This window comes from Aquirufa sp. A-Brett2-15D (assembly GCF_054558735.1).
Genome location: NZ_JBSKFT010000001.1, coordinates 52,319 through 78,711 on the forward strand (window position 1 = coordinate 52,319; position 26,393 = coordinate 78,711).

At 41.4% G+C, this 26,393-nt stretch carries 26 protein-coding genes and 1 tRNA gene; 9 read left to right on the top strand and 18 right to left on the bottom strand.

Annotation, left to right across the window (positions count from 1 at the left end; translation table 11 throughout):
- Nucleotides 1-37 precede the first annotated feature (37 nt).
- The 6 genes from ACST14_RS00250 to ACST14_RS00275 all read right to left on the bottom strand — a co-directional run bounded on the left by ACST14_RS00250 (nucleotide 38) and on the right by ACST14_RS00275 (nucleotide 5,225).
- Nucleotides 38-484 (bottom strand): DUF6691 family protein, encoded by a 447-nt coding sequence (locus ACST14_RS00250; protein ID WP_459461229.1) that lies wholly within the window; start codon nucleotides 482-484, stop codon nucleotides 38-40.
- Between the two features lie 55 nt (nucleotides 485-539).
- Nucleotides 540-1,100, bottom strand: a complete 561-nt coding sequence (locus ACST14_RS00255; RefSeq protein ID WP_459459387.1) for a YeeE/YedE family protein — start codon at nucleotides 1,098-1,100, stop codon at nucleotides 540-542.
- Between the two features lie 167 nt (nucleotides 1,101-1,267).
- The gene (locus tag ACST14_RS00260) at nucleotides 1,268-2,686 is read right to left on the bottom strand and encodes an MBL fold metallo-hydrolase (protein ID WP_459459389.1); all 1,419 of its coding nucleotides are present in this window, start codon (nucleotides 2,684-2,686) and stop codon (nucleotides 1,268-1,270) included.
- An 8-nt stretch (nucleotides 2,687-2,694) separates the two neighbouring features.
- Nucleotides 2,695-3,504: a sulfite exporter TauE/SafE family protein gene (locus tag ACST14_RS00265; protein ID WP_459459391.1), complete on the bottom strand. Its 810-nt coding sequence runs from the start codon at nucleotides 3,502-3,504 to the stop codon at nucleotides 2,695-2,697.
- A gap of 63 nt (nucleotides 3,505-3,567) precedes the next feature.
- Nucleotides 3,568-4,188, bottom strand: coding sequence for a Crp/Fnr family transcriptional regulator (locus ACST14_RS00270; protein WP_459459393.1), 621 nt, complete (start codon nucleotides 4,186-4,188; stop codon nucleotides 3,568-3,570).
- 2 nt (nucleotides 4,189-4,190) lie between these two features.
- Nucleotides 4,191-5,225 carry a Gfo/Idh/MocA family oxidoreductase gene (locus ACST14_RS00275; protein WP_459459395.1) on the bottom strand — a complete coding sequence of 345 codons (1,035 nt, stop codon included), beginning with the start codon at nucleotides 5,223-5,225 and terminating at the stop codon, nucleotides 4,191-4,193.
- 47 nt (nucleotides 5,226-5,272) lie between these two features.
- Here ACST14_RS00275 and ACST14_RS00280 point away from each other — a divergent pair, with 47 nt between their 5' ends.
- A complete protein-coding gene (locus tag ACST14_RS00280; RefSeq protein ID WP_459459397.1) occupies nucleotides 5,273-6,283 on the top strand; it encodes a glycoside hydrolase family 43 protein in 1,011 nt (336 codons plus the stop codon).
- Between the two features lie 50 nt (nucleotides 6,284-6,333).
- On the opposite strand, the gene ACST14_RS00285 is transcribed toward ACST14_RS00280, so the two are convergent.
- Nucleotides 6,334-7,326, bottom strand: coding sequence for a sugar phosphate isomerase/epimerase family protein (locus ACST14_RS00285; RefSeq protein ID WP_459459399.1), 993 nt, complete (start codon nucleotides 7,324-7,326; stop codon nucleotides 6,334-6,336).
- Between the two features lie 38 nt (nucleotides 7,327-7,364).
- Here ACST14_RS00285 and ACST14_RS00290 point away from each other — a divergent pair, with 38 nt between their 5' ends.
- Nucleotides 7,365-8,714 (top strand): ATP-binding cassette domain-containing protein, encoded by a 1,350-nt coding sequence (locus ACST14_RS00290; RefSeq protein ID WP_459459401.1) that lies wholly within the window; start codon nucleotides 7,365-7,367, stop codon nucleotides 8,712-8,714.
- Here ACST14_RS00290 and ACST14_RS00295 read toward each other — a convergent pair.
- The gene (locus ACST14_RS00295) at nucleotides 8,700-9,917 is read right to left on the bottom strand and encodes a M24 family metallopeptidase (protein WP_459459403.1); all 1,218 of its coding nucleotides are present in this window, start codon (nucleotides 9,915-9,917) and stop codon (nucleotides 8,700-8,702) included. The two genes, ACST14_RS00290 and ACST14_RS00295, sit on opposite strands and share 15 nt — an antisense overlap.
- Before the next feature lie 74 nt (nucleotides 9,918-9,991).
- Between ACST14_RS00295 and ACST14_RS00300 the strand changes: the two genes are divergently transcribed.
- On the top strand, nucleotides 9,992-10,963 hold the full coding sequence (locus ACST14_RS00300) for a glycosyltransferase family 9 protein (RefSeq protein WP_459459405.1): 972 nt from the start codon (nucleotides 9,992-9,994) through the stop codon (nucleotides 10,961-10,963).
- A 3-nt stretch (nucleotides 10,964-10,966) separates the two neighbouring features.
- Here ACST14_RS00300 and ACST14_RS00305 read toward each other — a convergent pair whose 3' ends face one another.
- From ACST14_RS00305 to ACST14_RS00315, 3 genes are read right to left on the bottom strand one after another with little or no spacing between them, the layout of a single operon-like run.
- Complete coding sequence (locus ACST14_RS00305) at nucleotides 10,967-11,947, bottom strand: type II toxin-antitoxin system HipA family toxin (RefSeq protein ID WP_459459407.1); 981 nt, start codon at nucleotides 11,945-11,947, stop codon at nucleotides 10,967-10,969.
- Nucleotides 11,948-12,274 (bottom strand): HipA N-terminal domain-containing protein, encoded by a 327-nt coding sequence (locus tag ACST14_RS00310; RefSeq protein ID WP_459459409.1) that lies wholly within the window; start codon nucleotides 12,272-12,274, stop codon nucleotides 11,948-11,950.
- Entirely contained in the window at nucleotides 12,249-12,488 is a 240-nt protein-coding gene (locus ACST14_RS00315; protein WP_459459411.1) for a helix-turn-helix domain-containing protein, read from the bottom strand. Before ACST14_RS00315 ends, ACST14_RS00310 begins: the two co-directional genes overlap by 26 nt.
- Before the next feature lie 199 nt (nucleotides 12,489-12,687).
- Here ACST14_RS00315 and ACST14_RS00320 point away from each other — a divergent pair, with 199 nt between their 5' ends.
- Genes ACST14_RS00320 through ACST14_RS00330 form a run of 3 tightly spaced genes read left to right on the top strand, consistent with a single transcriptional unit; the run spans nucleotide 12,688 to nucleotide 13,667 of the window.
- On the top strand, nucleotides 12,688-13,110 hold the full coding sequence (locus ACST14_RS00320) for a hypothetical protein (RefSeq protein ID WP_459459413.1): 423 nt from the start codon (nucleotides 12,688-12,690) through the stop codon (nucleotides 13,108-13,110).
- Between the two features lie 5 nt (nucleotides 13,111-13,115).
- Nucleotides 13,116-13,313 (top strand): PspC domain-containing protein, encoded by a 198-nt coding sequence (locus ACST14_RS00325; RefSeq protein ID WP_459459415.1) that lies wholly within the window; start codon nucleotides 13,116-13,118, stop codon nucleotides 13,311-13,313.
- Nucleotides 13,314-13,331: 18 nt separating this feature from the next.
- Entirely contained in the window at nucleotides 13,332-13,667 is a 336-nt protein-coding gene (locus tag ACST14_RS00330) for a DUF6150 family protein (protein ID WP_459459417.1), read from the top strand.
- Nucleotides 13,668-13,720: 53 nt separating this feature from the next.
- On the opposite strand, the gene ACST14_RS00335 is transcribed toward ACST14_RS00330, so the two are convergent.
- The 3 genes from ACST14_RS00335 to ACST14_RS00345 all read right to left on the bottom strand — a co-directional run bounded on the left by ACST14_RS00335 (nucleotide 13,721) and on the right by ACST14_RS00345 (nucleotide 17,413).
- Nucleotides 13,721-13,793 (bottom strand) — tRNA-Thr (locus ACST14_RS00335).
- Nucleotides 13,794-13,854: 61 nt separating this feature from the next.
- On the bottom strand, nucleotides 13,855-15,912 hold the full coding sequence (locus tag ACST14_RS00340; protein ID WP_459459419.1) for a DUF349 domain-containing protein: 2,058 nt from the start codon (nucleotides 15,910-15,912) through the stop codon (nucleotides 13,855-13,857).
- A 19-nt stretch (nucleotides 15,913-15,931) separates the two neighbouring features.
- Nucleotides 15,932-17,413: a glycine--tRNA ligase gene (locus ACST14_RS00345; RefSeq protein WP_459459421.1), complete on the bottom strand. Its 1,482-nt coding sequence runs from the start codon at nucleotides 17,411-17,413 to the stop codon at nucleotides 15,932-15,934.
- A 117-nt stretch (nucleotides 17,414-17,530) separates the two neighbouring features.
- Between ACST14_RS00345 and ACST14_RS00350 the strand changes: the two genes are divergently transcribed.
- Nucleotides 17,531-18,403, top strand: a complete 873-nt coding sequence (locus ACST14_RS00350; RefSeq protein WP_459459423.1) for a carbon-nitrogen hydrolase — start codon at nucleotides 17,531-17,533, stop codon at nucleotides 18,401-18,403.
- 167 nt (nucleotides 18,404-18,570) lie between these two features.
- On the opposite strand, the gene polA is transcribed toward ACST14_RS00350, so the two are convergent.
- Complete coding sequence (polA, locus tag ACST14_RS00355) at nucleotides 18,571-21,393, bottom strand: DNA polymerase I (RefSeq protein ID WP_459459425.1); 2,823 nt, start codon at nucleotides 21,391-21,393, stop codon at nucleotides 18,571-18,573.
- A gap of 65 nt (nucleotides 21,394-21,458) precedes the next feature.
- On the opposite strand from polA, the gene pdxH reads away from it, so the two are divergent.
- Nucleotides 21,459-22,091 carry a pyridoxamine 5'-phosphate oxidase gene (pdxH, locus tag ACST14_RS00360; RefSeq protein WP_459459427.1) on the top strand — a complete coding sequence of 211 codons (633 nt, stop codon included), beginning with the start codon at nucleotides 21,459-21,461 and terminating at the stop codon, nucleotides 22,089-22,091.
- A 165-nt stretch (nucleotides 22,092-22,256) separates the two neighbouring features.
- On the opposite strand, the gene bshB1 is transcribed toward pdxH, so the two are convergent.
- Genes bshB1 through trxB form a run of 3 tightly spaced genes read right to left on the bottom strand, consistent with a single transcriptional unit; the run spans nucleotide 22,257 to nucleotide 25,011 of the window.
- Nucleotides 22,257-22,949, bottom strand: a complete 693-nt coding sequence (gene bshB1 / locus ACST14_RS00365) for a bacillithiol biosynthesis deacetylase BshB1 (RefSeq protein WP_459459429.1) — start codon at nucleotides 22,947-22,949, stop codon at nucleotides 22,257-22,259.
- 4 nt (nucleotides 22,950-22,953) lie between these two features.
- Nucleotides 22,954-24,063, bottom strand: coding sequence for a peptidoglycan DD-metalloendopeptidase family protein (locus tag ACST14_RS00370; protein WP_459459431.1), 1,110 nt, complete (start codon nucleotides 24,061-24,063; stop codon nucleotides 22,954-22,956).
- A 9-nt stretch (nucleotides 24,064-24,072) separates the two neighbouring features.
- Entirely contained in the window at nucleotides 24,073-25,011 is a 939-nt protein-coding gene (gene trxB / locus ACST14_RS00375; protein WP_459459433.1) for a thioredoxin-disulfide reductase, read from the bottom strand.
- Nucleotides 25,012-25,126: 115 nt separating this feature from the next.
- Between trxB and ACST14_RS00380 the strand changes: the two genes are divergently transcribed.
- On the top strand, nucleotides 25,127-26,389 hold the full coding sequence (locus tag ACST14_RS00380) for a cation:dicarboxylate symporter family transporter (protein ID WP_459459435.1): 1,263 nt from the start codon (nucleotides 25,127-25,129) through the stop codon (nucleotides 26,387-26,389).
- The last annotated feature ends 4 nt before the right edge of the window (nucleotides 26,390-26,393 follow it).

Below are 26,393 nucleotides of genomic sequence, written 5' to 3' on the forward strand. Positions count from 1 at the left end.
AGGATGCCGAACCTAATAGACATCCTCATTAACCATTTTAGTGGGGCAATTTATCTCTAAACTTGCCATACACCCAAGTACCTGCAATGGAGCTTAAGATAACCACTGAAATGGCTAAAACTCCCGTTCCTAATTGAGCGAAAAGGGGACCAGGGCAGGCTCCTGTGATGGCCCAGCCGAATCCGAAGAGTAAGCCTCCGTAGATTTGGCCCATATTAAACTTTTTATCAGTGAAGGAAATATCTTCTCCGTGAATCGTCTTTACCTTGAATTTTTTAATTAGGAAAACAGAGATAGCACCCACGACTACGGCCGTACCGATGACGCCGTACATATGGAAGCTTTGGAGACGGAACATTTCTTGAATGCGGAACCAGGAGATGATTTCTGCCTTCACAAACACTACTCCAAAGATGATTCCAACGGCTAAATATTTAAAATTATACCACCAAGGGTGATTTAGATTCGATTCATTCAAACACATGGTGTCTAATGAACGTACTTCAAAATCAGTTTCTTTTTGTTGCGTATTCATCAGATTATAGGGATAAAATGTAAGGTAAAATAAAATTAGACATCACAAAACCGCCCACCATAAAGCAGATCGTCGCGATTAATGAGGGCCATTGCAAATTACTTAGCCCCATGATTGCGTGCCCAGAAGTACATCCGCCCGCATAGCGCGTGCCGAATCCCACTAGGAATCCACCGCCTACCATCATAATAAATCCTCGTAAGGTGAACACATCATGTAATTCAAATAGTTGAACGGGAACCATTCCTGAAAGATCAGTTATGCCGTATCCTGCTAATTCTTTGGCTAAATCAGGATGAATAATAATCGGAGCGTCTGAGCCCAAAAATTGAGCAGCGATGATGCCTCCAATGAAAATACCACCTATGAAAAATAAATTCCAAGACTCCTTTTTCCAATCATATTTGAAAAAGGGGATATCGCTAGGGAAACATGCCGCGCACATATGGCGCAAATTAGCCGAAATTCCGAAGTGTTTGTTGCCCAAAATCAATAAGGCAGGGACAATTAGTCCAATTAAGGCGCCAGCGACATACCAGGGCCAGGGGGAGGTTATATCAATCATTTATTATTAGGTATTTAATTGTTAGTAATCAGTAGTCAGTGGGCAGTAGTCAGTCCGAAGGGAATGAGTCCGGAGGAAATATTTACCACTCACCATTTACCATTATCTCCTCTCTATACTCTCTTATCTCTAATCTACTTTATTCTTTGTGCTTTATTCTTTATGCTTTATAATAGCGTTGACGGACAAATATACTCAGTTAAGTCAAATTTATCCGACTCTTTAATCCCTTTAAAACCGCCATTTACATCGATTAAATTATCATAACCGCGTGCTCTTAAAGTGGAGTTAAATATCATGGAACGGTATCCACTCGCACAATGCACGAAGTAGGTTTTATCCTTGTTGATTTTTAACATACTTTCATTTATAAAGTCCAATGGGGCATTTTCTACATCAATCACATGCTCTGAAAGGTATTCGCTACTTTTACGAACATCTAAAATTTCGCCTTCTCCTGCCTTGACACGCTTCAATAATTCAGCGGCGTCAATCGATTCAATGCTGTCGATTTCCAAGCCTGAAGCTTTCCAAGAAGCGAATCCACCTTTCAAATAACCGATCGTGAAATCATATCCTACACGCGCTAGACGGGTGATGACTTCTTCCTCGCGGCCTTCGTCAGTAACTAACAAGATTTCTTGTTTGATATCAGGAATCAAAGTTCCTACCCATGGGGCGAAAGATCCGTCGATTCCAATGTTTATCGAATTAGGGACGAAGCCTGCTGCGAAAGTTTGAGAATCGCGGGTATCTAAAATTAAGGCATTCGTTTCTGTAGCAGCAGCTTCGAATCCTTGCGGAGATAAAGCATGTTGGCCTCTTTCTAGTACTTTGTCGATCGAATCATAGCCTTTGATGTTCATCAAAACGTTCAATGGGAAATAGGCTGGAGGAGCTACTAATCCATCTAAAACTTCTTTTTTGAATGCGTCCTTGGTTAAGGCTGGGTTCAAAGCGTAGTTCACTTTCTTTTGATTGCCTAAGGTATCTGTCGTTTCCTTGCTCATGTTTTTGCCGCAAGCTGAACCTGCACCATGACCCGGATAAACGATGATATCGTCAGCTAAAGGCATGATTTTATTGCGTAATGAGTCATATAGATGACCTGCTAATATGTCTTGTGTTAATTCAGCGATTAATTCTTGGGCTAAATCTGGGCGACCCACATCCCCAATAAATAGGGTGTCACCAGAGAATAAACTTGTCTCTTTTCCATTTTCATCGATTAATAGGAAACAAGATGATTCCATCGTATGACCAGGCGTGTGAATTACGCGGATGGTCACCTGGCCTAATTTAAACTCTTGGCCATCTGTAGCAGAAATACAATCAAACCCACAAGCTGCGTTTGGACCGTAAACGATGGGTGCTCCTGTTTTGGCAGACAAATCAATATGACCTGAAACGAAGTCCGCGTGGAAGTGTGTCTCGAAGACATATTTAATTATAGCGCCATTACGTTCTGCTTTTTCGATGTAAGGCTGAACCTCGCGAAGTGGATCGATGATCGCCGCTTCGCCATTGCTTTCAATGTAGTAAGCACCTTGTGCTAAACATCCGGTATAAATTTGCTCTACTTTCATGTTGATTATTATTTAATGAGGAAGGCTACTTGTTGGATCAGAATGTAAATTCCCATCACTAAAACGAACCAGCCAAATCCCACTTTTAATTTGTCTCCGTCTATTTTTTTACTTAAAATGTCACCTATGAAAATGCCGATAATCGCTAAACTGGTAACCGTTAATAATAAGTTCCAATCAATCACCGCATGGCCTAAATCACCTGTAAATCCAATCAAAGATTTTGCTGCGATGATCAAAAGCGAAGTGCCTACTGCCTGTTTCATCGATAATTTCGATAGCATAACAAGAGCGGGAATAATTAAAAATCCTCCTCCTGCGCCCACTAGACCAGTTAAAGTGCCTACTACAACACCCTCTAAAAGAATCAATGGATAATTAAAAATTTGTTCTTCTTTGGAATCTGAATTTACATTTTTTGTTTCTTTTGCCCTTATCATGGAGATGGATGCTGCCACCATAATGATGCCAAACAAAACCATCATTAGTATAGATTTTGTTACTACAAAATCACCAAGCGTGAAAACCTCCGATGGAATTAAGGGTACAATAAATTTACGCGTGGCATAAACTGCTGCTATAGATGGAATCCCAAAAATGGCAGCGGTTTTTACATTAATTAAACCTTGTCTGTATTTAGGGAATGCACCTACTAAAGAACTAGCACCTACTATGAAGAGAGAATAGGCAGTAGCTAAAATAGGATTTACGCCAAAAAGATAGACTAGTACGGGTACTGTTAAGATAGATCCGCCACCTCCGATAAGTCCTAGGGAGACTCCGATTAGCAAGGATGCGAAATAGCCTACAATTTCCATTTGATATTAATTAGTTGGTGATGTAAAATTCACCTTTTCATTTCGATTATTTCGTGATAAATATCACATGTTTAAATCGATGATTTCGATCTGATTTTTATTGATATTTATGTACCCCTTCTCCGCTAATTTCTTCATTAAACGAGAAATCACTTCTCTCGATGAGTTCAGTTCTTGAGCAATATCGGTAAATGAAGCCTTTAGGATATTCGTTTTTAGACTTTTTTGGTGTTGTTTTAAGTACCAAAGCAGACGTTCATCCAGATTTCTAAACGCGATTTGATCTAAGGTGTCTAGTAGTTCTTCAAATCGGGAGCGGTAGGTCTCGAGCACAAACTGGTACCAAGACTTGTATTTGGCAGCCCATTCGTCCATTAATTCGATGGGAATGGCAATGACTTCGGTGTCTACTAAGGCTTTGGCCATGATCTGAGATGACAATTGTCTTGCCGCACAAGTCATCGAAATAGCACAAGCTTCACCTGGATGTAAGTTGTACATAAATACCTCGTTGCCTTCATCATCTTCCCGGAAAACTTTAACAATTCCCTTCGTGACTAACACCGCAGAGCGAATAGATTGCCCTGTTTTCATCAGATATTCGTCCGTTTTGAATTTACGAATGACACCCGCTTGCTGAATCTTTTTACTTAATTCTGGCTCAAATTGTTTGAATAATTCCATCTTTAATAGGCGATTACCGCTTGTTTTTCTAAACTTTCGTAGGCTGCATCGATAACGCGCATACTCGCGATTCCATCCTCGCCTGGTACAGCTGGATGTGCCCCTTCCCGCAAAGATTGATACACATTTTCATAGAATGCCATATAATTTCCTTTTTCCGTTGGAATACGTTCTGGGCTGTTGCCTTCTACATGCAAAAGTCCGTTTTCACTAACGGCATCCACACCCCAGTTTTCACCCATGGGCACATGGCCTTTGTCTAAATCTACCTCTTGGCGATCGGAGCGAGTTTTTATAAAGCTTCCTTTTGTTCCATGTAATTGGAAGGCAGGGATAGGTTCTTTAAAATAGTAGCCACTTTTTAGTCGAACGCGCAAGGATGGGTAGTATAATAATATCTCGAAAAGGTCGATCACCTCTGTACCAGGACGAGTTTTGCGCAAATCTGCAAACACGTGCGTAGGTTTGCCAAATAAATGCAAGGCTTGGTCGATTAAATGTGGACCTAAATCAGTCACGATTCCAGCTCCCGGACCGGCATCTTCCTTGTGTCGTTTAGGGGACATCAGTGGATTATAACGGTCAAAGTGAAATTCCGCTTCGACGATATCGCCTAAAGAGCCAGATTCAAGTACCTTTTTGAGGGTTAAGAAATCGGAATCCCAACGACGGTTTTGGTAAATAAAAATATGTTTATTAACCTCCTGAGCTAGCGCCACTAATTGCTCTGCCTCTGAAGCATTACAGGTAAAGGCTTTTTCCACGACGATGTGCTTACCCGCTTTTAAGGCAGCTGAGGCATACTCGAAATGAGAATAAATGGGGGTATTGACGATGACTAATTCAATCGATGGATCTGCTAAAACAGCTTCCATAGAATCATACGACTGCACACCAGGGTAGGCATTCTCGATGTTTTTCTTGGAGCGTTCCCAGGATCCTGCTAAATTGAACTCGGGATGTAATTGAATGAAAGGGGCGTGAAAAACACGTCCTGACATTCCATAAGATAATAAGGCAGTTTCGATCGGTTTCATGAAAGTAAAAATAAACAATTCGAGCCTTTAAACATAAATGATTTACTATGAAAAAAATACTTGCATTAAGTCTCCTAAGTTTAGCGGCAATGGGTCAGTCGAAACCTTTGGTTTCCCATATGTTCACCGCAGATCCATCAGCACACGTATTTAAGGGCCAAATTTACATTTATCCCTCTCATGACATCGACGCGGGTGTAAAGGAGGATGATTTAGGAAGTCATTTTGCGATGCGAGATTACCATGTATTATCTCAAAAGACGCCTGCAAGTCCCGTGGTAGATCATGGTGTGGCGCTTAAATTAGAAGATGTGGCTTGGGCTTCAAAAATGCTTTGGGCGCCAGATGCAGCCGAATCAAAGGGTAATTATTATTTATATTTTCCGGCAAAGGATAAGGAGGGAGTTTTCAGAATAGGGGTGGCGTCCTCGCCGAAACCAGAAGGGCCTTTTAAAGCTGAAAAAGACTATATGAAGGATTCTTTCAGCATCGATCCTTGCGTGTTTAAAGATAAGGATGGGTCCTATTACCTCTATTTTGGTGGTATTTGGGGTGGTCAATTGCAGCGCTGGAAGTCAGGTGTTTATGGCGCGACGGATGAGTCTCAGCCTGCGAATGGTCAACCTGCTTTGATGGCAAAGGTTGCTCGCTTAGATGCAAATATGAAAGCGATGGCGGAAGCACCTCGGAATGTGCAGATTTTAGATGCTCAAGGCAAGGTATTATTATCAGAAGACCATGATCGCCGTTTCTTTGAAGCGGCTTTCGTTCATCAATACCAAGGTAAATACTATTTCTCTTATTCGACAGGGGATACGCATAATATTGCTTATGCTACCGGAACGAGTCCTTATGGACCTTTTACCTACCAAGGAGTGATTTTAAAACCAGTGAAAGGTTGGACAAACCATCACTCGATTGTGGAGCAAAATGGAAAGTGGTACTTGTATTACCACGATGTGGAGATTTCGGGTAGGACTCACCTTAGAAACATCAAAGTGACAGAGCTGAAATACCGCCCTGATGGAAGCATTGAGACGATAGATGCGTATAAATAAAAAAAGGGCCGCTTCACATAATGAAGCGGCCTTTTTTGCAAGCGTAAAATTTAAGCTAATATATTCTTAGCATAAGCCACGCATTTCTTCACTTCTTCTACTGGAGTAGAACCAGCTGGAACTTCGTATTCTAACTCGATTGTCGCTGGGAATTTGTACTTATTCTTCTTCAGCAAGGTTAATACTTCCTTTAAAGGAGTATCGCCAGATCCCCAAACTAGGTTACCTGCTCCATGTTCTTTCGACGTACGATCTTTGATGTGCATGCTGGTGATCCGGTCGTGCTTTGCTTCGATAAACGCTAGTAAAGAGGCGCTTGTATGAGGAGCTCCCACGGCGATGTAATGACCACAATCTAGGTTGATGGAGTTGTATTTGTTTTGGGCCAAAGCCTCATCATACACCGTATCCTTCACCTGGGTATGCGTATGGTATCCGAAATAGATTTTGTTTTTCTCGCCCAAAGCGCCTAAACGTTGCGTTTGTGCTGCTGATGGTAATTCTAATGTCACAGATTTAGCTCCTAGTACTTTAGCGGCACGCAATGCTGATTCTACTTCTGCATCTGAGTTTTTCTCTCCAAAGGCATTAGGTTTGTAAGCATATACAGAGATTCCTGCCTCATCCAGCATCTTGCGAACTTCCTTGAATTTGTCCATGGAAACAGACTCTCTCCAAGTAGATACATCCTTTTGATATTTTGCCATCGCTGCACGTTGCTCATCTGTCAACGTAGGACGCGGCTGACCTGGTGTCCAACGCATGGGTACCGGATTTACCGGACGGCCTGCATAATCTTCCACAGCATCCCCCATTAATTCAATGGCAGAAACACCTGAATCTACGCAATACTGGATGATTTGTTTAATATCTCCCGGCATACTGCGGTAAGAATAAGTAATGGCTCCTACTTGTACTCCACCAAAAACAGAGTTTGGTTTAGCAAAACTGAAGGAAGAATTTGAAGCCCACAAAAGGCCTAACGAGGCCATTGAGCCGGCTGCCAAAAACTGGCGGCGGGATGGATTGTTGTTATTTTTCATGTAATAGGTTTAATTTTGATAAAAATAAGTAATAATTCTTGAAATCCTATCCGGCTAAAATTTCTGATGTTTCCGTTTCTTTAGGCGCTCAGTCTGTCGTTTCGAACATTTCATTTACCATTTTGCCAGGGCAGTTAACAGCGATAGTAGGACCTATGGGTTCTGGAAAGACGTCTTTAGCAAAAGCTTTAGCGGGTCGTTTGTTCAGAACAGGAGAAGTCTTTTTGTCTTCGCGAAATCCGGATAAGCGGGCCCAAGTTATGCTTGTGGAGCAACAGCATCAATTCAAGAATCGAAGTAATTTATCTGAATTCTACTTACAACAGCGCTTTAATTCGTCTGACTGCGATGATTCCTATACCGTAGAAGAGGAACTGAAGGATTTGGCCGTAGGCAATTGGATTCAGCTTTTCGAGATCGAAGACTTAGTAAAGAGGCCCATGATTCAGCTTTCAAATGGGGAAAATAAGCGTCTACAAATCGTGAAAGCCTTAGCCTACCAGCCTGATTGGTTGATTTTAGATAATCCCTATGTAGGTTTGGATGTAAATGGTCGAGAGACTTTAACTACAGGATTACTCGCGCTGCAAGATAAAGGCATCCATTTTATATTGGTGTCTTCACCCGGCGATGTACCCGATTTTATTAATCAAATCATTGAATTGCCAGTACGACAGACAGCCTTAGAGAAACCCATGCCTTTACTGCGCCCTTTGGCCCCTTTCGAGGTTGCCGTTAAAATGGATAAGGTGCAGATTAAATATGGCGCTAAAACTATTTTAAAAGAGTTTACTTGGTTAGTAAAGAGGGGGGAGCGTTGGGTCATTAAAGGTCCTAACGGGGCCGGTAAGTCGACTTTGATTAGTTTAATTACGGCAGATAATCCTCAAGCCTATTCGCAGGATATTACCTTGTTTGATCGAAAACGAGGAACAGGCGAAAGTATTTGGGATATCAAAAAGAAAATCGGGTATCTGAGTCCGGAATTACATTTGTATTTTAAGGAAGAGGGATCTTGCTTTTCGGTGGTAGCCTCTGGTTTATTTGACACCTTAGGTTTATTTAAACGGGTTTCAGAAGATCAAACAGCGCAAGTGAATCACTGGATGAAGGTGATGGGAATTTCTCATTTAGCGGATCGCTCTTTTCGAGAAATTTCAGGAGGCGAGCAGCGCCTGGTTTTGATAGGCAGAGCTATGGTGAAGAATCCGGAATTATTAATTCTAGATGAGCCTTGTCAGGGTTTGGACAGCGCACAAACCGAGCACCTGAAGACGGTACTAGATTATTTGGCTTCAAATTCGGAAATGACGCTTCTCTACGTTAGTCATTATGAACGCGATATTCCGTCTTGCGTGAATCAGACTCTCACATTAAAACGGCTCTGATATCGATGGGCTAGGTTTGGTGAACCATTTAGGACCATCTGCCGTCATATAAGCACAATCTTCCAGTCTTACACCAAATTCCCCTGGAATCGCAATCGTAGGTTCAATACTGAAACACATTCCTATTTCTAAAGGCGCCTTATTTCCACGCACCATATTTCCCCATTCGTGGCCACTCATTCCGATGCCGTGACCCGTTCGATGAGGTAATCCAGGCATTTTATAATCTGGGCCAAAGCCCGCGTCCACTAATACTTTACGAGCGGCATTATCCACATTCTCTGCCGGAGCACCTAATTTAGCTGCCTCGAAACCAGCCTGTTGAGCCTTCTTCTCAAGCTCCCAGATCTGTTTTTGCTTCGCGCTAGGCTCTCCAAAAACAACGGTCCGTGTAATATCAGATTCATATCCTCCCACACTACAACCGCAATCGAGCATAACGACATCGCCGTTTTTAAGGATTTGTTTGCGTGAGCTTCCGTGTGGAAAAGAAGTCGCCACCCCAAAAGTCACCGACGCAAATCCATGCACTGTTCCTTGCTCTGCGTGTGCTTGAGCAATTTTTTGGGAGATTTGACGGGGACTGCAGCCTAAGCTTAAAGCAGCGATTCCGGCTTGAATGGCTTTAACCGTGGCATCGTTTGCCTTTTGCATTAACGCAATTTCGGCCGAAGATTTAATGATTCGGCAAGGAATGGTAATCGGATCAGCACTGATGAAGCTATAGTTTGCACCTGCTTTTCGTAGCCCATCGAAAATGAAGAAACGACAGAATTCCTCTATGCCTATTTGGCCTGCATGAATTCCTATACCCTGCAAAACACAAATTATTAAGGCAAATGGATTTTCATCCTCTTCCCAAATCTGAACTTTCGTCCCAGCGGGAGCCATTTCTAGAAATCGGTCTTCCTCAAAAGCCGGGCAAATAAACTGAATATCGCCCTTTGCTGGAATTATGGCTAACATCGATCGCTCGGAGGGATGCCAATTAATGCCCGTAAAATAATTCAGATTAATTCCTGCGTCTAAAATGATAGCTTGAATTTGCTTTTCAGCCATCAGTTTTTGTGCTTTAATTACACGCATCTTGCGTTCCTCTAAACTAATGGGAGTAAACTCGATGGGCGCTAAAGGCGATGAAGACGATTTTAGGGAAAGGGATGACGCCAAAAGGCCACCTTTAATGAAGTTTCTACGTTGCATAGCTAAATTTAAATTAAAACATTTACAATAGAAATTCTCCCGGGATGAATTAACTTTAAATTCAGAATTTAATTATGCGTCTACTTTTTATTCGTTTTTCGGCCATCGGTGACATCGTTTTAGCTTCCCCAGCACTTCGTTGCGCGAAGCAGCAGATACCTGGTGTGGAGATTCATTTCTTGACAAAGAAGTCGATGAAGGCTGTTACTGAGGCGAATCCTTACGTGGATCAATTCCATTATTTTGATAAAGACCTATCCGCTACTATTCAGGAATTAAAAGCCTATTCTTTCGATTACATCATCGATTTACACAAGAATCTGCGCAGTTTGCGGATTCGCAAGGTGCTGGGTGTACCCTATTTATCTTATAATAAACTGAGTGTCGAGAAGTTTTTATTAACCAAATTCGGAGTGAATCGGATGCCTGACCGCCACATCTCGATGCGTAGCGTGGATACCTTGGCCCCATTAGGTGTCACTTACGATGGAAAGGGATTAGATTATTTTGTGCCCCCGGGTGTTAGCGAGCCCACTTTTTTCCCAGCTGGTTATGTTGCTCTTGTGATAGGCGCCTCCTATTTTACGAAGAAATTGCCTTTAGATTCATTGAAGGTAGTATGTTCCCAAATTCCCCATCCCATCGTTTTAGTAGGAGGGAAGGAGGAAGTCGCAGATGGGGATGCTTTGTCAGCTATTGATCCTGAGCGCATCATAAATACGTGCGGCACCTATTCCTTGCATGAATCCGCCTTAATCGTTTCTAAGGCTCGTTTAGTGATTTCGCATGACACGGGGATTATGTATATTGCCTGCGCCTTTGATAAAAATATCATTGCCATCTGGGGAGCGACATCGCCTGCCTTACAAGTGGAACCATTTATGTCTGCTGAATCTTCTGCTCGTGTTTTTCAATCCATTGTGCCTGACTTAACTTGTCAGCCTTGTTCAAATTTTGGTACTAAGACTTGTCCTAAAGGGCATTTCAACTGTATGAAGATGCAGGATTTACCTGAGATTGCGCGGCAGGTGGAGGAGATGTGGTAGGTTTTAGATGTATTTCAATCGTTTTAGCCTTCCTTGGTAAGCTTGGTAGTAGTTTTTTTGAGTACTTTCATCTAGGAAAGAGCTTCGAATTAATCGCTCCACCTTTTCTGAATTAGTTAGCATTTGGGCTAATAAACGCTCTATCATTTTTTCGGGGATGTTTGCCATTTTACCTAGCTGCTGGAATTGGAAAATTAATTTACCTTGGTATTGTGATTTAGGATATAATCCGCCATTGAGTGCGAAATCAATTTCAGCTTGATGCATTTCCGTATTCATTAAATCATAGGCTGGGCTCAAAACAAAGTCACCATCCTCCGTTTCAAGCAAGGAGAAATTCTTTAAATGCGCATCTCCATTGGAGAATAGGTAATTGAATAGGATAATTCTAAACAATTTCGGTGCTTCTATCGCGTATGAAGGCACATATTGCTGCATGATTTGGAATAACTCCAGGTAATTTCCTTCGTATTTATAGTTGATTCCGTGCGTTTGAGGAGTTCGTTCTGCCAAAACCGCAAAGTCCTCCTTCGCCCGTTTCAGTCCAGCCTCATCCCTGTCGAACCGTTTCGTTAAATAGGCCATTTCTCCATTTTGGAAGAAAATCAAACCATTTTCAGCCGTCTCTATCTGAAATACCTGCTTCGCAATTTGCATCGTTAGATGTTCGTTAGCCGGCATCAGATGTCTATTCTTCCCTAGCGTAGGAATGGGCTTTATTAAATACTGTCCACTTTCTCCCAGTTTGGCTAAACGAAGTTTATTCTTTTCCAGCAGCAATGAAAACTTTTCTTGAACTCCCGAAATAGACATGATGGTTCTGTTCTCATAGAGAATGCTTGAAATTCCATCTGAATTTGCAGGGGAATCATAAGGTAATACATGATGTACTTTATGTTTATTAAATAGATTTTGAAGTGCAGAACGATTATAGGTTTGATGACCTTCTGAAAGAGTGCTGGGACAAAAATGTAGCTGATCCATTTATGCGTTTATTTGTTCCAAGGTGATCGCTCCGATTGTGTCGAATCGAGCGGTATTCAGTAGTATGCCAAAATGATCCGATGGATCAATCTTCTTGAATTTGCAGACCGCCTGCTTGTTCGCTCCCTCAGGTAAAAGATGGAAGAACAAAGGGAATAGGTGAGGGGATTTAAATTCCTTTTTTTTCTTAGGCATGGTCAAACTAATAGCGGGCTTTATTTCATCATCAAGCCAGGTCTCTAAATAGCTAAAATGAAAACTCCCGTTATCCAATTGACTCAGAATTCCAGCGGGTTCTGACTTATATAGAATCGTTGCTTTTCTCATCTTCAGTAAAAATTGTTTTGATTTCTAATTTCAGCTCAAGTCCTAAAACATCCGCGATTTTTTGTAGCGTATCTAGGGTTGGATTCCCTTTCCCACTTTCAAATTGTTTCACCGTTCTAAGGCTAACTCCGGAAAGAATAGAAAGTGTTTCTTGAGTTGTTTGAAGCGTTATTCGCCTCAATTTTAGCATTTCTTTGATGTTTTTACGATGCATTATATTGCTCTTTTGTATGTTAATTTAATCAAAAATACGCATATTTAGATTATATTGTGCAATATAGTACACTTTTTATTGTATTATTGCATTTAGGGGTACTATTTTAATATTTGCCGTTAAATAAATAGCTCAACGTTGTTAGTTGAAATAATTAGGAAGTTCTTAAATTCAATAAACCTTAAAATTTTATCTCCAGATGAATTCAACTTCAAAGCAAAGACATGAGTCAAGTGGTCTAGGTTCATCTAGAAATTTATACCTAATTTTTTTACTTCTTTTGTGTATTGGAGCCTTTGCAACTAACCCTTCTTCTGCCGAACATAAGTTAATTTTGAAAGATAAGATGCGGCAATTATTGAACTCAGAAATAGATAAATTAAAGAGTGAAAATGACAACGAGTTTGCTCAGTTAGGGGCAACTTTTGGAGCTGCAATTGGAGGTGCATTTACAGATAAGTTTGTAGAGGAGAATGTAATTGTTGATGATTATTATCTCTTCTCAATAACGAAAGTTCGCTATGAGGGGAAGAGCAATATTGTGGGACTTGGTATTTTTGGAAAAGTCATTTTACATCCTGATATGGAGAAAACAGTAAAGAATGGTTTACCTCAAAACTGATTATTATGAATAGAAATGCAAATGATAAGTGGTTAGGCGGAGTAATCGGTGGAATTGCTCGATCAATGGGTATTTCATCAGGTGTCTTACGAGCTATATTTATTATTTTATCGCTTGGGATAGGCGGTTTAACGTTTGGAATTAGCTTCGGTGCAGTTGTTTTGATTTACCTGATTTTTTGGATGACTGTTTCGGAGCAGTAGTTATTAACTCTAAATTTTATGAAAAAAATAGCTCTATTAATCACCATTCTACTATTTAGCTTTTCTGCTAAGTGTCAAAAAATCTTTTCTGTAGATTATGAAAGCCAAGCAGATGTTAAAGTTTTTGTCGTTAATTATGAAAGTCAGGCAGATTTAAAAGTGTTTAAAGTGAAATACGAAAGTCAAGCAGGAATGAATGATGGCAAGTGGTTTTTTACTTCTTATATAAGTCAAGCTAAGAAGAAGATCTATTTTGTTCGCTACGAAAGCCAAGCTGATTTGAAAGTGTATTTCGTTAATTATGAGAGTCAGGCTGGCTGGCGTAATTCATCTAAGCAGCATTTGATGTATTAATCATTATACTGTTTCAAAACAAAAAAGCCCGACATTGCTGTCGAGCTTTCCAGAGCCTCCTATCGGGATCGAACCAATGACCTACTGATTACAAATCAGTTGCTCTACCAGCTGAGCTAAGGAGGCGCATTTGAGTTCACAAAAGTAAGCCAAATGGATTAAAACGCAAAAGATTGATTGAAAAAAATTAATCTTTTTTCAATTGTGCGAGTTCTTTTTCCGCTTGAGCAATTTTCTTTTCCACTTCCTCTCGTAGTTTATCCGAGTTTTTAGACTTCGCAAAGAATTCTAAGTTGTTGGTTAACACGGCGATATCATTTTCAAGAGTTTGAATTTTCTTCCGCGCATCAGGTGAAGCTGATTTTTTCTCCTCCCCACCCGTATTTGCTTCAGAAGCCAATGATTTTAATTCAAAGCCCCAAGCTGCTAATTGCTCTTTTGGTTGTGTACGTGCTAGATCAATCAAAGCATTCCACGTGTTGCGGAAACTTTCTTGAATTACTTTTACATCTCTTCGTGGTACGAAGCCGATTGCGTCCCATGCTGCTTTCTTTTGGCCTAAAGAAGCTAAAAGACTAGGATCCTGTAACATGGCTCCCATTTCGGTTAGAATCGCTTGCTTAGCCTCTAAATTCGCTTCGAACTCTACGTCCTTCGCATTCTTACCTTTCTCGCGTGTTAAATTAAAGTAGTCATCACATGCTGCCTTGAATTTCGCGTAGATGGAATCTTTTTGTTTCTCTGGTACATGACCGATCTCTTTCCACTTTTTCTGCGTTTCGATGACCATTTGAGTCACTTCAGGGGTGATGGTTCCCGTTTCAACGATACCATTTACCTGGTCTATTAAGGCTTGCTTTGCAGCTAAGTTCGCTTTACGTTCTGCATCGATTTTCGAGAAGAACTCGCTCTTGTGTTTGAAGAAGGTTTTTAAGTCTGACCAAAAGTTCTGACTCACCTCTTTTCCCCCATCGCGAGGCAATCCACCCTTTAAGTTATTCCATTGCTCTTGAAGCGCTAAAACCGCTTTAGATGCCTGATTCCACTCACTTATATTAGCTGCAGTGAAACTTGCATAATGCTTCATCAGATCTGCGATTTCACGCTTTACTTTTAAATTCTCTGTGAATACTTGCTTTTGGGCATCATTAAGGGCTCTTTTTTGTTCAAAAAGTATATCCAATGATTTCTTCACACGCGTCCACAGCGCCTCATTATCGTCTCTATTCGCAGGTCCAATGTGCTTGTATTCCTCGAAAAGTTCCTCTGCTTCTTTTAACAGTTTTTGAACATTTCCTCCTTCGCTAATGGCAGCAGCCATCACCTCAAGCTTAGCCGCAATGACCTCTTTCGCTTGTAAATTTTTCTTGCGATCTAATTCTAATAATTCGAAGAAAATACTTCTATTGCTATAGAAACGATCCACTAAGGCATGATAACTCTGCCAAAGCGTTTGATTCATCGGACCTTGCACACTTCCTAAACCTTTCCACTCTTCTTGAATCTTCTTGAAGGCCTTAAAGCTGGCATTTACGTGAGCGGGATCTGAATTATCATCCGAATCTACTAATGTTCTTAAATCATTTATTAAACGAGTTTTACCCTCTAGTGCCTTCTCTCTTAATTTTTCCAAATTAGAGAAGAAAGCAGACCTTTCAGTTCGAATGAAGGCGGAAATGGCGTCGATTTTTTGCGAGATTTCATCCCCCTTAAAAGAGAATCCTTCTTCTGAATCTTCATTACCAGCTTTAAAAGCAGCTATAGCCTCAGCGCGTTCGCCTTGCTTCATTGCTTCCCATGCTGTTCTTACTTCTTTCGTTAATTCATCAACCTTTTTAAAGTTCGCAGATGAGGCGCTTGCCTGAAGAATAGCTTTCAATTGCTCATAAAAAGCTAGAATGCTTTCTTTTGTCGCTTTTGAAAGGTCTAAACTTGGAAATTCCACGGCCTTTTCTTCTACCACAGGAAAAACAACTTCAGCTGGAGCTGCTGCTTCAACTGCAGTTTCTACAACTGCAGTTTCTTCAACTACAGTCTCTTCAACTACAGTCTCTTCAACTACAGTCTCTTCGACTACAGTTTCTTCAACTAAAGTCTCTTCGACTACAGTTTCTTCAACTAAAGTCTCTTCGACTACGGTTTCTTCAACTGGCGTTGCTTCAGATACTGTTGCTTCTGCGGGTGTTTCTTCTGGAATAGTGGGAGTGGTTTCCAATTCTTCTGGATTCGTCTCTTCGGTGATCATAATCGTCGTTGTTTGCGTTTTAACTTAAAAGTTTTTCAAAAATACGCTCCATCGATACAGCATGGCCAATTTTCTCCTTTAGGTCTGCTATAGAAATGCGCTCTTGGGTCATCGTGTTGCGATCGCGAACGGTCACGGTGTTGTCTTCCATGGTTTGGTAATCCACCACCACACAATACGGCGTCCCAATTAAATCTTGACGAGTATAACGCTTGCCTATGGCGCCTCCATCGTCGTACGTGGTATTAAAGGCAAATTTAATGTTATTAACAATTTCTTGCGCTTTCTCTGCTAAACCATCCTTCTTCACTAGAGGAAGAACGGCTACTTTTACAGGAGCTAAAGCCGGGTGGAAATTCAAGAAAACACGTTGTTTTTCTTGCTCTCCTTCACCCACCGTTTCTTCTGTATAGGCATTGCAAAGTATGGCTAGGAATAAACGATCAGCCCCTACGGACGTTTCGACTACATAAGGTATGTAATTTTCGTTTATTTCTGGGTCAAAATATTGTTGTTTTTTTCTAGATAAATCTTGATGAGCTTTTAAATCAAAATCCGTTCTGGAGTGGATTCCTTCCATTTCTTTAAATCCAAACGGAAATTTATACTCAATATCCACTGCCGCATTAGCGTAGTGCGCTAATTTTTCGTGATCGTGAAACTTTAAAGAAGTGGCTGGTAAACCTAATGCTTGATGGAACTTCATTCGCGTCTCTTTCCACTTTGCATACCATTCCATTTCAGTGCCAGGGCGAACGAAGAATTGCATCTCCATTTGTTCGAATTCCCGCATACGGAAGATGAAATTACGAGCTACAATCTCGTTACGGAAGGCTTTTCCTATTTGAGCTATGCCAAAAGGAACCTTCATGCGGCCTGTCTTTTGGACATTCAAAAAATTAACAAAAATTCCCTGAGCCGTCTCTGGACGTAAATAAATTAAACTCGCATCCTCTGAAACAGCACCTACTTGTGTGGAGAACATCAAATTAAATTGACGCACTTCAGTCCAATTAGCCGTGTTCGACACGGGGCACTTGATATTTTCATCAATAATAATCTGGCGAACCCCCTCTAAATCCCCTGCATCTAAGCATTTCGCCATTTTTTGTAATAAAGCCTTTCCCTCTGCCTCTTTTCCCTCGTCCTCTAATTGTGCAGCTCTTTCCTCTAACAAGGTATCCGCGCGATAACGCTTTTTAGAATCCTTATTATCAATCATAGGATCATTAAACGAATCCACGTGACCTGATGCCTTCCAAGTGGATGGGTGCATGAAAATCGATGCATCCAAGCCTACCACGTTATCATTCAACATGGTCATCGCTTTGTACCAAACCGTTTTCAGGTTATTCTTCAGCTCAACTCCGTTTTGACCATAATCATATACCGCTTGCAAACCATCATAAATTTCCGAGGAAGGAAACACGAAACCATATTCTTTCGCGTGTGAAATTATATCCTTCAATGCCGAGGCGGTATCTTGCTTTTTATTTTCCATTAAAACTTAATAAATCAATTAAATTAGATTGCAATTTACCGAAAAGAATCAAAGAATGAGGCTTGCAACGTGTTTTTTCTTAATTTTACCCAGATTTACAAGGTAATAACCAAGATATTGATGAAAAACGTTTCCTTCGCTTTAATTCAGCTATCCTGTAGCTCAACTGTTTCAGAAAACTGGCAAAAAACGATTTCCTCCATCCGCGATGCCGCGAGCAAAGGAGCGCAAGTAATTTGCTTGCAAGAATTATTCAAATCGGTCTATTTCTGTTTTGAGGAAAAACAGGATTTCTTTGCCTTGGCAGAGGCGATCCCGGGCCCATCTACGGATGAATTAGGAGCTTTAGCAGCGGAATTAAACGTGGTTATCGTAGCCTCCCTTTTTGAAAAACGTGCAGCTGGACTTTACCATAACACAACCGCGGTGATTGATGCCGACGGGAAATACCTAGGGAAATACCGTAAAATGCACATTCCTGATGATCCAGGCTATTATGAAAAATATTATTTTACGCCCGGAGATTTAGGCTACCAGGTTTTTGATACGAAGTATGCTAAAATCGGGGTACTCATCTGCTGGGATCAATGGTATCCCGAAGCTGCTCGTCTCACTGCCTTGAAAGGGGCGGAAGTTTTAGTGTATCCTACTGCCATTGGTTGGGATTTAGAAGAGAAGGACGGCGAAATTAACCGTGAACAATACCAAGCTTGGCAAACCATCCAACGTTCTCATTCTATTGCAAACGGCGTTCCAGTCGTATCCGTTAATCGGGTTGGAGAAGAGAATGGCCAACAATTTTGGGGTGGAAGCTTTGTTTCCAATGCCTTCGGTCGCGTTATTTTCCAAGCCTCTCACGATCAAGAGGAAATCGCGCTAGTCGATGTTAATGTCGATTCCAGCGAATACTACCGCAGAACTTGGCCTTTCTTTAGAGACAGACGAATTGATTCGTATCAAGGGATTACGGAGAGGTTTTTGGACAAATAGTAAAGAGCAAAGTTCAAAGAGCAAAGTTCAAAGAGCAAATAGCAAAGTTCATACTAATTTTTGACTAAGTCACGAAGTGACGACTAAGCCGCTAGTGGCGACTTTTTGACTTTATCTAAACTTTGGTCTTTGAAATTTGTAATTTGAAAAATCAGCTTCGCTGATTTTTAATGCGCTTCCAGCCAATTTTCTCCCACGCCAATGCCGGTTTCCATCGCGACACCTAGGTCCATGGCCTCGCACATGATTTTATTAATCTGAACTTTTAATAAGTCGACTTCGTCTTTGTGTGCGTCGAATACCAATTCATCATGAACGGTTAGGATCATCTTCGATTTTAGGTTCTCTTTCTCGAGGTAATCTTGAATTTGAATCATTGCGACTTTGATCATATCGGCGGCTGACCCTTGGATGGGGGCGTTAATCGCGTTGCGTTCTGCAAATCCGCGTTCGTTCATGTTGGCGGATAAGATATCGCGCAGGTAGCGGCGGCGACCCAAAACAGTTTCGACGTAACCGTTTTCGCGTGCGTCGGCGATGCTTTGGTCCATAAAAGTCTTCACCTTAGGGAATTCAACGAAATATTGATCGATGATTTCCTTCGCCTCTGTACGGGAGATAGCTAATTGTGCGGCAAGCCCGAAAGCAGAAACGCCGTAAATAATCCCAAAATTCACCGTCTTCGCCTTGCGACGCATATCCGAAGTAACTTCCTCTAAAGGAACATGGAAAACTTTCGCAGCTGTTGCCTTGTGCACGTCTAAACCATTATTGAAGGCATCCAGCATGGAATCGTCTTTAGAAAAGGCGGCCATGATGCGGAGTTCGATTTGGGAATAATCCGCAGATAAAATCAAGTGGTTTTCATCGCGTGGGATGAAGGCTTTGCGGATTTCGCGGCCCCTTACCGTACGAATCGGGATGTTTTGCAAGTTAGGATCCTTCGAAGAAAGACGGCCAGTGGCTGTCACAGCTTGCATGAAGGACGTATGAATTCGGCCTGTTTTAGGTGATATTAGAGCTGGAAGTGCATCCACGTAAGTCGATTTTAATTTTTGTAACTCACGGAAATCTAAAATCAGTGAAGCGATTTCGTGTTCTGATTCCAGTTTCGAAAGCACCTCTTCGCCTGTCATGTATTGTCCGGTTTTGGTCTTTTTTGCCTTCGGGTCTAGTTTTAGTTTCTCAAACAAAATCTCCCCTAATTGTTTAGGTGAGGCGATGTTAAATACTTGTCCGGCGGTCGCAAAAATCTTTTCTTGGACGGCTTTGGAATCAGCCTCCAAAGTTTTAGACATCTCCTGTAAGAAAGGAACATCTAAGTTCACTCCTTCGCATTCGATCGCTGATAAAACACGTGCCAGTGGCATTTCTACCTCATTTAATAATTGTACTGCCTTCGGGTTTGTCGTTAATTGTTTATCTAAAAACGGCTTTAATTGCAGGGTGATGTCTGCGTCTTCCGCGGCGTATTCTTTGATGAGGTTTAGCTCAACTTCCCGCATGTTACCTTGTTTCGCACCTTTTTTGCCGATTAAGTTTTCGATTGACATCGGTTCGTAGCTTAAATAGGCGAGGGCCAAAGCATCCATCCCGTGACGCTTCTCCGGTTCAATCAAATAATGCGCCAGCATGGTGTCATAGGTTGCTCCTTTGATTTCAATGCCGTAATTACGCATGACGCTCATGTCGTATTTGATGTTTTGAGCGATTTTGATGGTGGATTCTTTGGCAAAAATAGCCTTAAATAAATCTGCCTGCACCTGACAAGCCGCCTGATCTTCTGGGAAAGGCACATAAAAGGCCTCACCCTTGCGGTAAGAGAAGGACATGCCCACTAATTGCGCCTCGATTGCTATCAAACTCGTCGTTTCTGTGTCAAAACAGAAGGAATCCTGGCGATCCAAAAAGCTAATCAACGACTTAATCGCATTCTCCCCTTGCACTAAATGGTATTGATGCGCCGTGTTACTTAGATTCGAATAGCTCGTCGTAGTGACTTCCTCTTCCTCCTCCAGTTCCGAATTCGCGCTAGCAGCGATAGGGGATCCGAACATATCCATTTGGTTCGAATCCACTTTAGGCGAAGCTTTCACTTTAGCCACCACGGGTTCGTCCTCCCCTAAAATTCGTTTGCGTAGGGTTCTAAATTCTAATTCTTCTAATAATGGTTCTAATAAAGCGCGATTAGGCGGAGTAGCCAGTAGTTTCTCTTCCTCGTATTCAATAGGTACTTCTAGTAAAATACGGGCCAAATACTTCGAAAGGATGCCTTGCTCCCTAAAATTGATCAAGTTTTCCTGCAATTTGCCTTTCAGTTGGTCGGTATTGTCTAATAAGTTTTCCAAAGATCCGAATTGCTCGATCAGCTTTTGAGCAGTCTTTTCACCCACTCCAGGAATGCCCGGAATATTATCCACCGCATCGCCCATCAACCCGAGCATATCAATCACTTGATCCACGTTTTCGATGTTCCAACGTTGGCACACCTCCTTGGGCCCTAAAACCTCCACTCCCTTACCCATAAAGGCAGGTTTGTACATCTTAATTCGCTCCTCGACTAATTGTCCATAATCCTTATCCGGAGTCATCATGTAGACCACGATATCCGGATTCGCCCGCACCGCCTTTTTCGCAATTGTCCCTATCACGTCATCCGCCTCATAGCCATCTAAAATCAAGATAGGGATATCCATCGCCTCTACTAAACGCTTCACATAGGGAATCGCAATGGAAATGTCTTCCGGTTGTTCCTGACGCTGAGCCTTGTAGGGCGTGTATTCCACATGTCGAAAGGTAGGTTTAGGTGTGTCAAAAGCTACCCCTAAATAATCTGGTTTTTCCTTATTTATGACCTCTAAGATCGTATTTGCAAAGCCAAAAACGGCGGAAGTATTAATTCCCTTCGAAGAAATTCGGGGTGTTTTAGCAAAAGCAAAATGCGCGCGATAAATCAAAGCCATCGCGTCAAAAAGGAATAATTTTTTCATGTAATTCAGCTATATTTGGGGATAGAGATTGCCTTTGTAAATATAACAAATTTATCCTCGAAATTATGAACTTAGCTGACCTACGCCTGAACTACCAAAAAGGGGAATTGCACGAATCACATGTACATCCAGATCCTTTTGCCCAATTTTCAATTTGGTTTAAAGAAGCACAATCAGCAGAGGTTCCAGAGCCTAATGCAATGTTTTTAAGCACATTAAGTTCATCAGGACGTCCTTCAGGTCGCATCGTTTTATTAAAAACAGTCGATCATGGTTTCAGCTTTTTCACTAATTATGAATCCCGTAAAGGCCAGGAATTAGCTTTTACTTCGCAAGCGTCTGTCACTTTTTTTTGGGGAGAGCTCGAGCGCCAAATCCGCATCGAAGGTCACGTCGAAAAACTCTCTGTCGAATTATCTACTGCTTACTTTCATTCTCGCCCGCGCGAATCGCAATTAGGTGCTTGGGTTTCTGAACAAAGTACCCGAGTTTCCCGCGAAGAATTAGAAAAACGTTACGCTGAGCTAGCCGCGCAATATGAAGGCAAAACGATTCCGAAGCCAGAACACTGGGGTGGCTATCGATTAGTTCCGGATTATTTTGAATTTTGGCAGGGCAGACCTTCACGCCTGCACGACCGCGTGGTATATAATGAAAGAACGAAAGGGGATTGGGAGTGTTATCGGGTGGCTCCTTAAAAGCGGCTTTTCAAATAGCAAAGACCAAAGTTCAAAGTTCAAAGTCAAAAGTTCAAAGTGCAAAGAGCAAAGTTCAAAGAGCAAAGTTCAAATAGGATTAAAATAGTCTGAATTCATCGCCGCAGGCGATACCATCTTTGAACATTGATCTTTGCTCTTTGAAATTTATAGTAGCTTCACCTCCAACGATCCTTGCTTCTGAAACCCCTCCCCATACTTCACTCCGATCTTGTGTCCCATTTCCATGGCTCTAGCTTGAATAAAGAGTAAGAAGTCAGGGCTTGAAATATAAGAGGCTGGTTCCGCAGAATTAGGATCGAAGAATTGACTCTTGAAGGCGCGGATAGCGGCTTCCTTTTGATCCCAATGTGCTGAAATATCAATGACGAAATCAGGTTCTAAATAGCGGTCTTGAATGTAATGGTATACCTGCGATGGTCTCCAGGCAGGAAGATCGCCGGTTTTGATTTGGCGTAATCCGGATAAGAAACAGGCATCTATCGCTAATTGTGCTCCTTTGCCATGGTCGGGATGGCGGTCTTCTAGGGCATTTGCCAAAACGATATCAGGTTGGTATTTACGAACGACTTCAATTAATTTCAATTGCGTTTCTTCATCGTTTCTGAAAAAGCCATCTCGGATGCCTAGATTTTCTCGTGCGTGCAGTCCTAAGATTTTAGTAGCATCAGCTGATTCTTGTAATCGTATTTCAGGTGTTCCTCGAGTTCCTAGTTCACCTCGGGTGAAATCGACAATACCTACTTTTTTACCGGCAGCAATGTGCTTTAAAATAGTTCCAGAACAGCTTAATTCAGCATCGTCTGGGTGCGCGGCCATGACAAGTATGTCTAGTTTCATTTGTTTAATGAATTCGTATTTTGCGGCCAGAACGAATGACTGATGAGCCTTTGATACCGTTTAATTTTTTCAATTTAGCAATTGAAACGCCTGTGCGTCTAGAAATAGCACCGAGTGAGTCCCCTTTTCTAACTTTAGTCCATGCTTTGGTTCTAGATCGTACTTTCTCTCCCACAGAACCATATTCGTTTTTTAAAGTCAGAGATCTAGTATCAAATGATCTGGATGTAATAGTAATATGATCTGAAACAGGCTCAAATGGATTAAAATTATATACATTTTTAGGGTTCATCGGATTACCCTCATATCTCGTTTCGAAGTGAAGGTGAGGCCCACTACTTCGACCGGTACTACCACCCACACCAATTTGATCCCCCGCTTTTACTATCGTTCCCGGTTCAGCTCCACGAGCTGACATGTGTCCATAAAGAGTTTCAAAGCCATTATAATGGCGGACTACTACATAATTACCATATCCTCCTGGATTATAATTACTTACTCTTACAATACCATCAAAGGCCGAATAGACGGGATTACCTGTTTCAAGATCTAAATCTACACCTGCATGTAATCTTCCCCAGCGAGGCCCAAAAGGACTGGTTTGGCGAATCGAATTCAGTGGTGCAGCCCAATTATGGCCAGCCGATGTATTATATAATTCAATATCTACTGGCTCATCGAAATCCTTCGCATCAATATCATAAGGATCAATCGATTTAGTATTCCAAATTGCGAAATAGGAGGCCACAGATACGTAGTCTTCTGTTCCTTCTGGAGCTGCTTCTTCCTCAATTTCTACAATTAAATTTTCCCCTTCATCAATAGATGTAGTATCAAAATTACTGATACTTGAATTGACAATTTTGATAGGTTCAAATTTGCGTTCTTGCATTTCTGAACCTGCTGTAACTCCGATGGATTCAGTTTCATTTCTGAATAAAAGAGGTGGAAGTTCATCTAACTCGTCTTTTTTCTTGTCTTTATCTTGAAAGAGTTGAGAGTTTGACTTGACTTCAATTTTTGTATTTTTCTTGAATAGATTACGTTCCTGTGCAATCAAATTAAAATTTAAAAACAACAAAATAAGGCCAAAAATGTAAGTTAAAACTTTCATATTTTTAAATTAATGTAAATTGTTCGCGGCTAACCAACGCTCCGCGTCCAATGCCGCTATACAGCCAGTTCCCGCAGCAGTAATCGCCTGACGGTAAATGGAATCTTGAACGTCTCCGCAAGCAAAAACGCCTTCGATATTCGTTCTTGAACTTCCTTTTTCTGTAACTAGATATTCTTGCTTATCCATCTCTAATTGTCCCTTAAATATGGACGTATTAGGTTGGTGGCCTATAGCTACAAAGAAACCAGTTAAGGCGATTTCTTCTGTTGCTTTACTTATATTATTAACGATGCGAATTCCGGTTACCCCGTTCGCATCCCCTAAAATTTCTTCTGTTTCTGAATTCCAATGAATCTCAATCTTCGGATTATTCTTTACGCGCTCTTGCATAATAAGAGAGGCGCGCATTTCTCCACGACGTACGATTAAGTGAACTTTAGTACACAAATTAGCTAAATAACTAGCCTCCTCTGCCGCTGTATCACCTGCGCCCACCACAGCAACCGTTTGATTACGATAGAAGAATCCATCACATACAGCACAAGCGGAAACACCTAGACCATTAAACGTTGTTTCACCTTCTAATCCTAACCATTTCGCACTAGCGCCTGTAGCGATAATGACTGCATCTGCTTCGATTTCTATTGTATCATCAACCCAAACCTTCTTAGGGGAGCTGGTGAAATCAACCTTTGTGGCCATTCCGTACCGAACATCTGTACCAAAACGCTTGGCTTGATTTTCTAAATCCACCATCATGGCTGGTCCATCAGTGCCTTGTGGGTAGCCGGGAAAATTGTCAACTTCTGTCGTCGTCGTTAATTGTCCACCTGGTTGACTGCCTTGATACATGATGGGGTGTAAGCCTGCACGTGAAGCATAAATAGCTGCGGTATAGCCGGCTGGGCCAGAACCGATAATAAGGCATTTGATTTTTTCTGACATGTTGATTTTTATCGAAAGCTAATGAGCCTACAAAATTCGGGAAATATAGGCAGAAACACAAGCGATGATTTTTCTTAATAATTCTTACATTTGTTTTAGAACCTACTATAAACGAATGAAGAGCGTAACTATTTTCCAGAACCTAACTTTTTGGGTTTTATTATCCATTTTACTAGGAGTATTCATTGGTCACTTTTCTCCTGAACTAGCTTTGTATAAGGTATTAGAATCGAAATTTACCTATAATCTGTTAGGAGCTGATTTGAGTTTTGGCCCTACACTAAGTGAAATGTTCAGTGGCGTCTTTATCAGTTTAGTGAAGATTTTTATCAATCCTATCATTTTCTTAACGATTAGTTTAGGGATTGTGAATATGGGTAACCTGAAGAAGGTAGGTCGTGTGGGAGGAAAGGCACTGTTGTATTTTGAGGTGGTGACTACTATCGCCTTATTGATAGGTCTTGCCGTTTCTACCTTGATTGAACCTGGAATAGGTGTAATACGAGATGATATTGCGGGAGGAGATATTTCTAAGTATACCCAAAAAGCTGCCGGATTCTCCTGGGTCGGCTTTTTAAAGGAAAACTTTACGGTGCAGGTATTAGGGTTTTCTATCTTTTTTGGAATCTTCTTAAACTTTGTGCGAGGAAAGGCGAAGATGATTTCAGGTATGCAACAAGCCTCACATTGGGTATTTAAGGGATTAAAGATCATTATGTATTTAGCGCCAATAGGAGCTTTAGGTGGGATGGCTTTTACGATAGGGAAGTTTGGGATACATTCTTTAGTTCCTTTGGCTAAATTAATGTTGACGGTCTATGTAACGATGGGAATCTTTGTTTTCGTGGTTCTAGGATTTATTATGCGGTCTTGTGGAGAGCGAATTTGGTCTTTTTTGGGCTTTATAAAACAGGAGTTATTAATCGTTTTAGGCACCTCCTCTTCAGAGGCTGCGCTGCCCTCTTTAATGCATAAACTGGAGAAAATGGGCTGCTCGAAGTCCGTGGTGGGCTTAGTCGTACCGGCTGGTTACTCCTTTAATCTAGATGGTACCAGTATTTATTTATCTATGGCTACCTTGTTTTTAGCCCAAGTTTATGGTGTACATTTGTCCTGGGAACAACTGCTGACCATTGTGGGCATCTTGATGGTGACTTCTAAAGGAGCAGCAGGAGTGACTGGAAGTGGATTTGTAGTTTTAGCGTCTACTTTAAGTGCTTTACAAGTGATTCCAGTGGAAGGATTAGCGCTCTTATTAGGAGTAGATCGATTTATGTCCGAAGCGAGAGCGATTACGAATTTTATTGGAAATGGGGTAGCGACGGTTTGGCTTGCTAAACATGAGGGAGAATTCCAAACAGAAGAATCAACAAACTAATCAT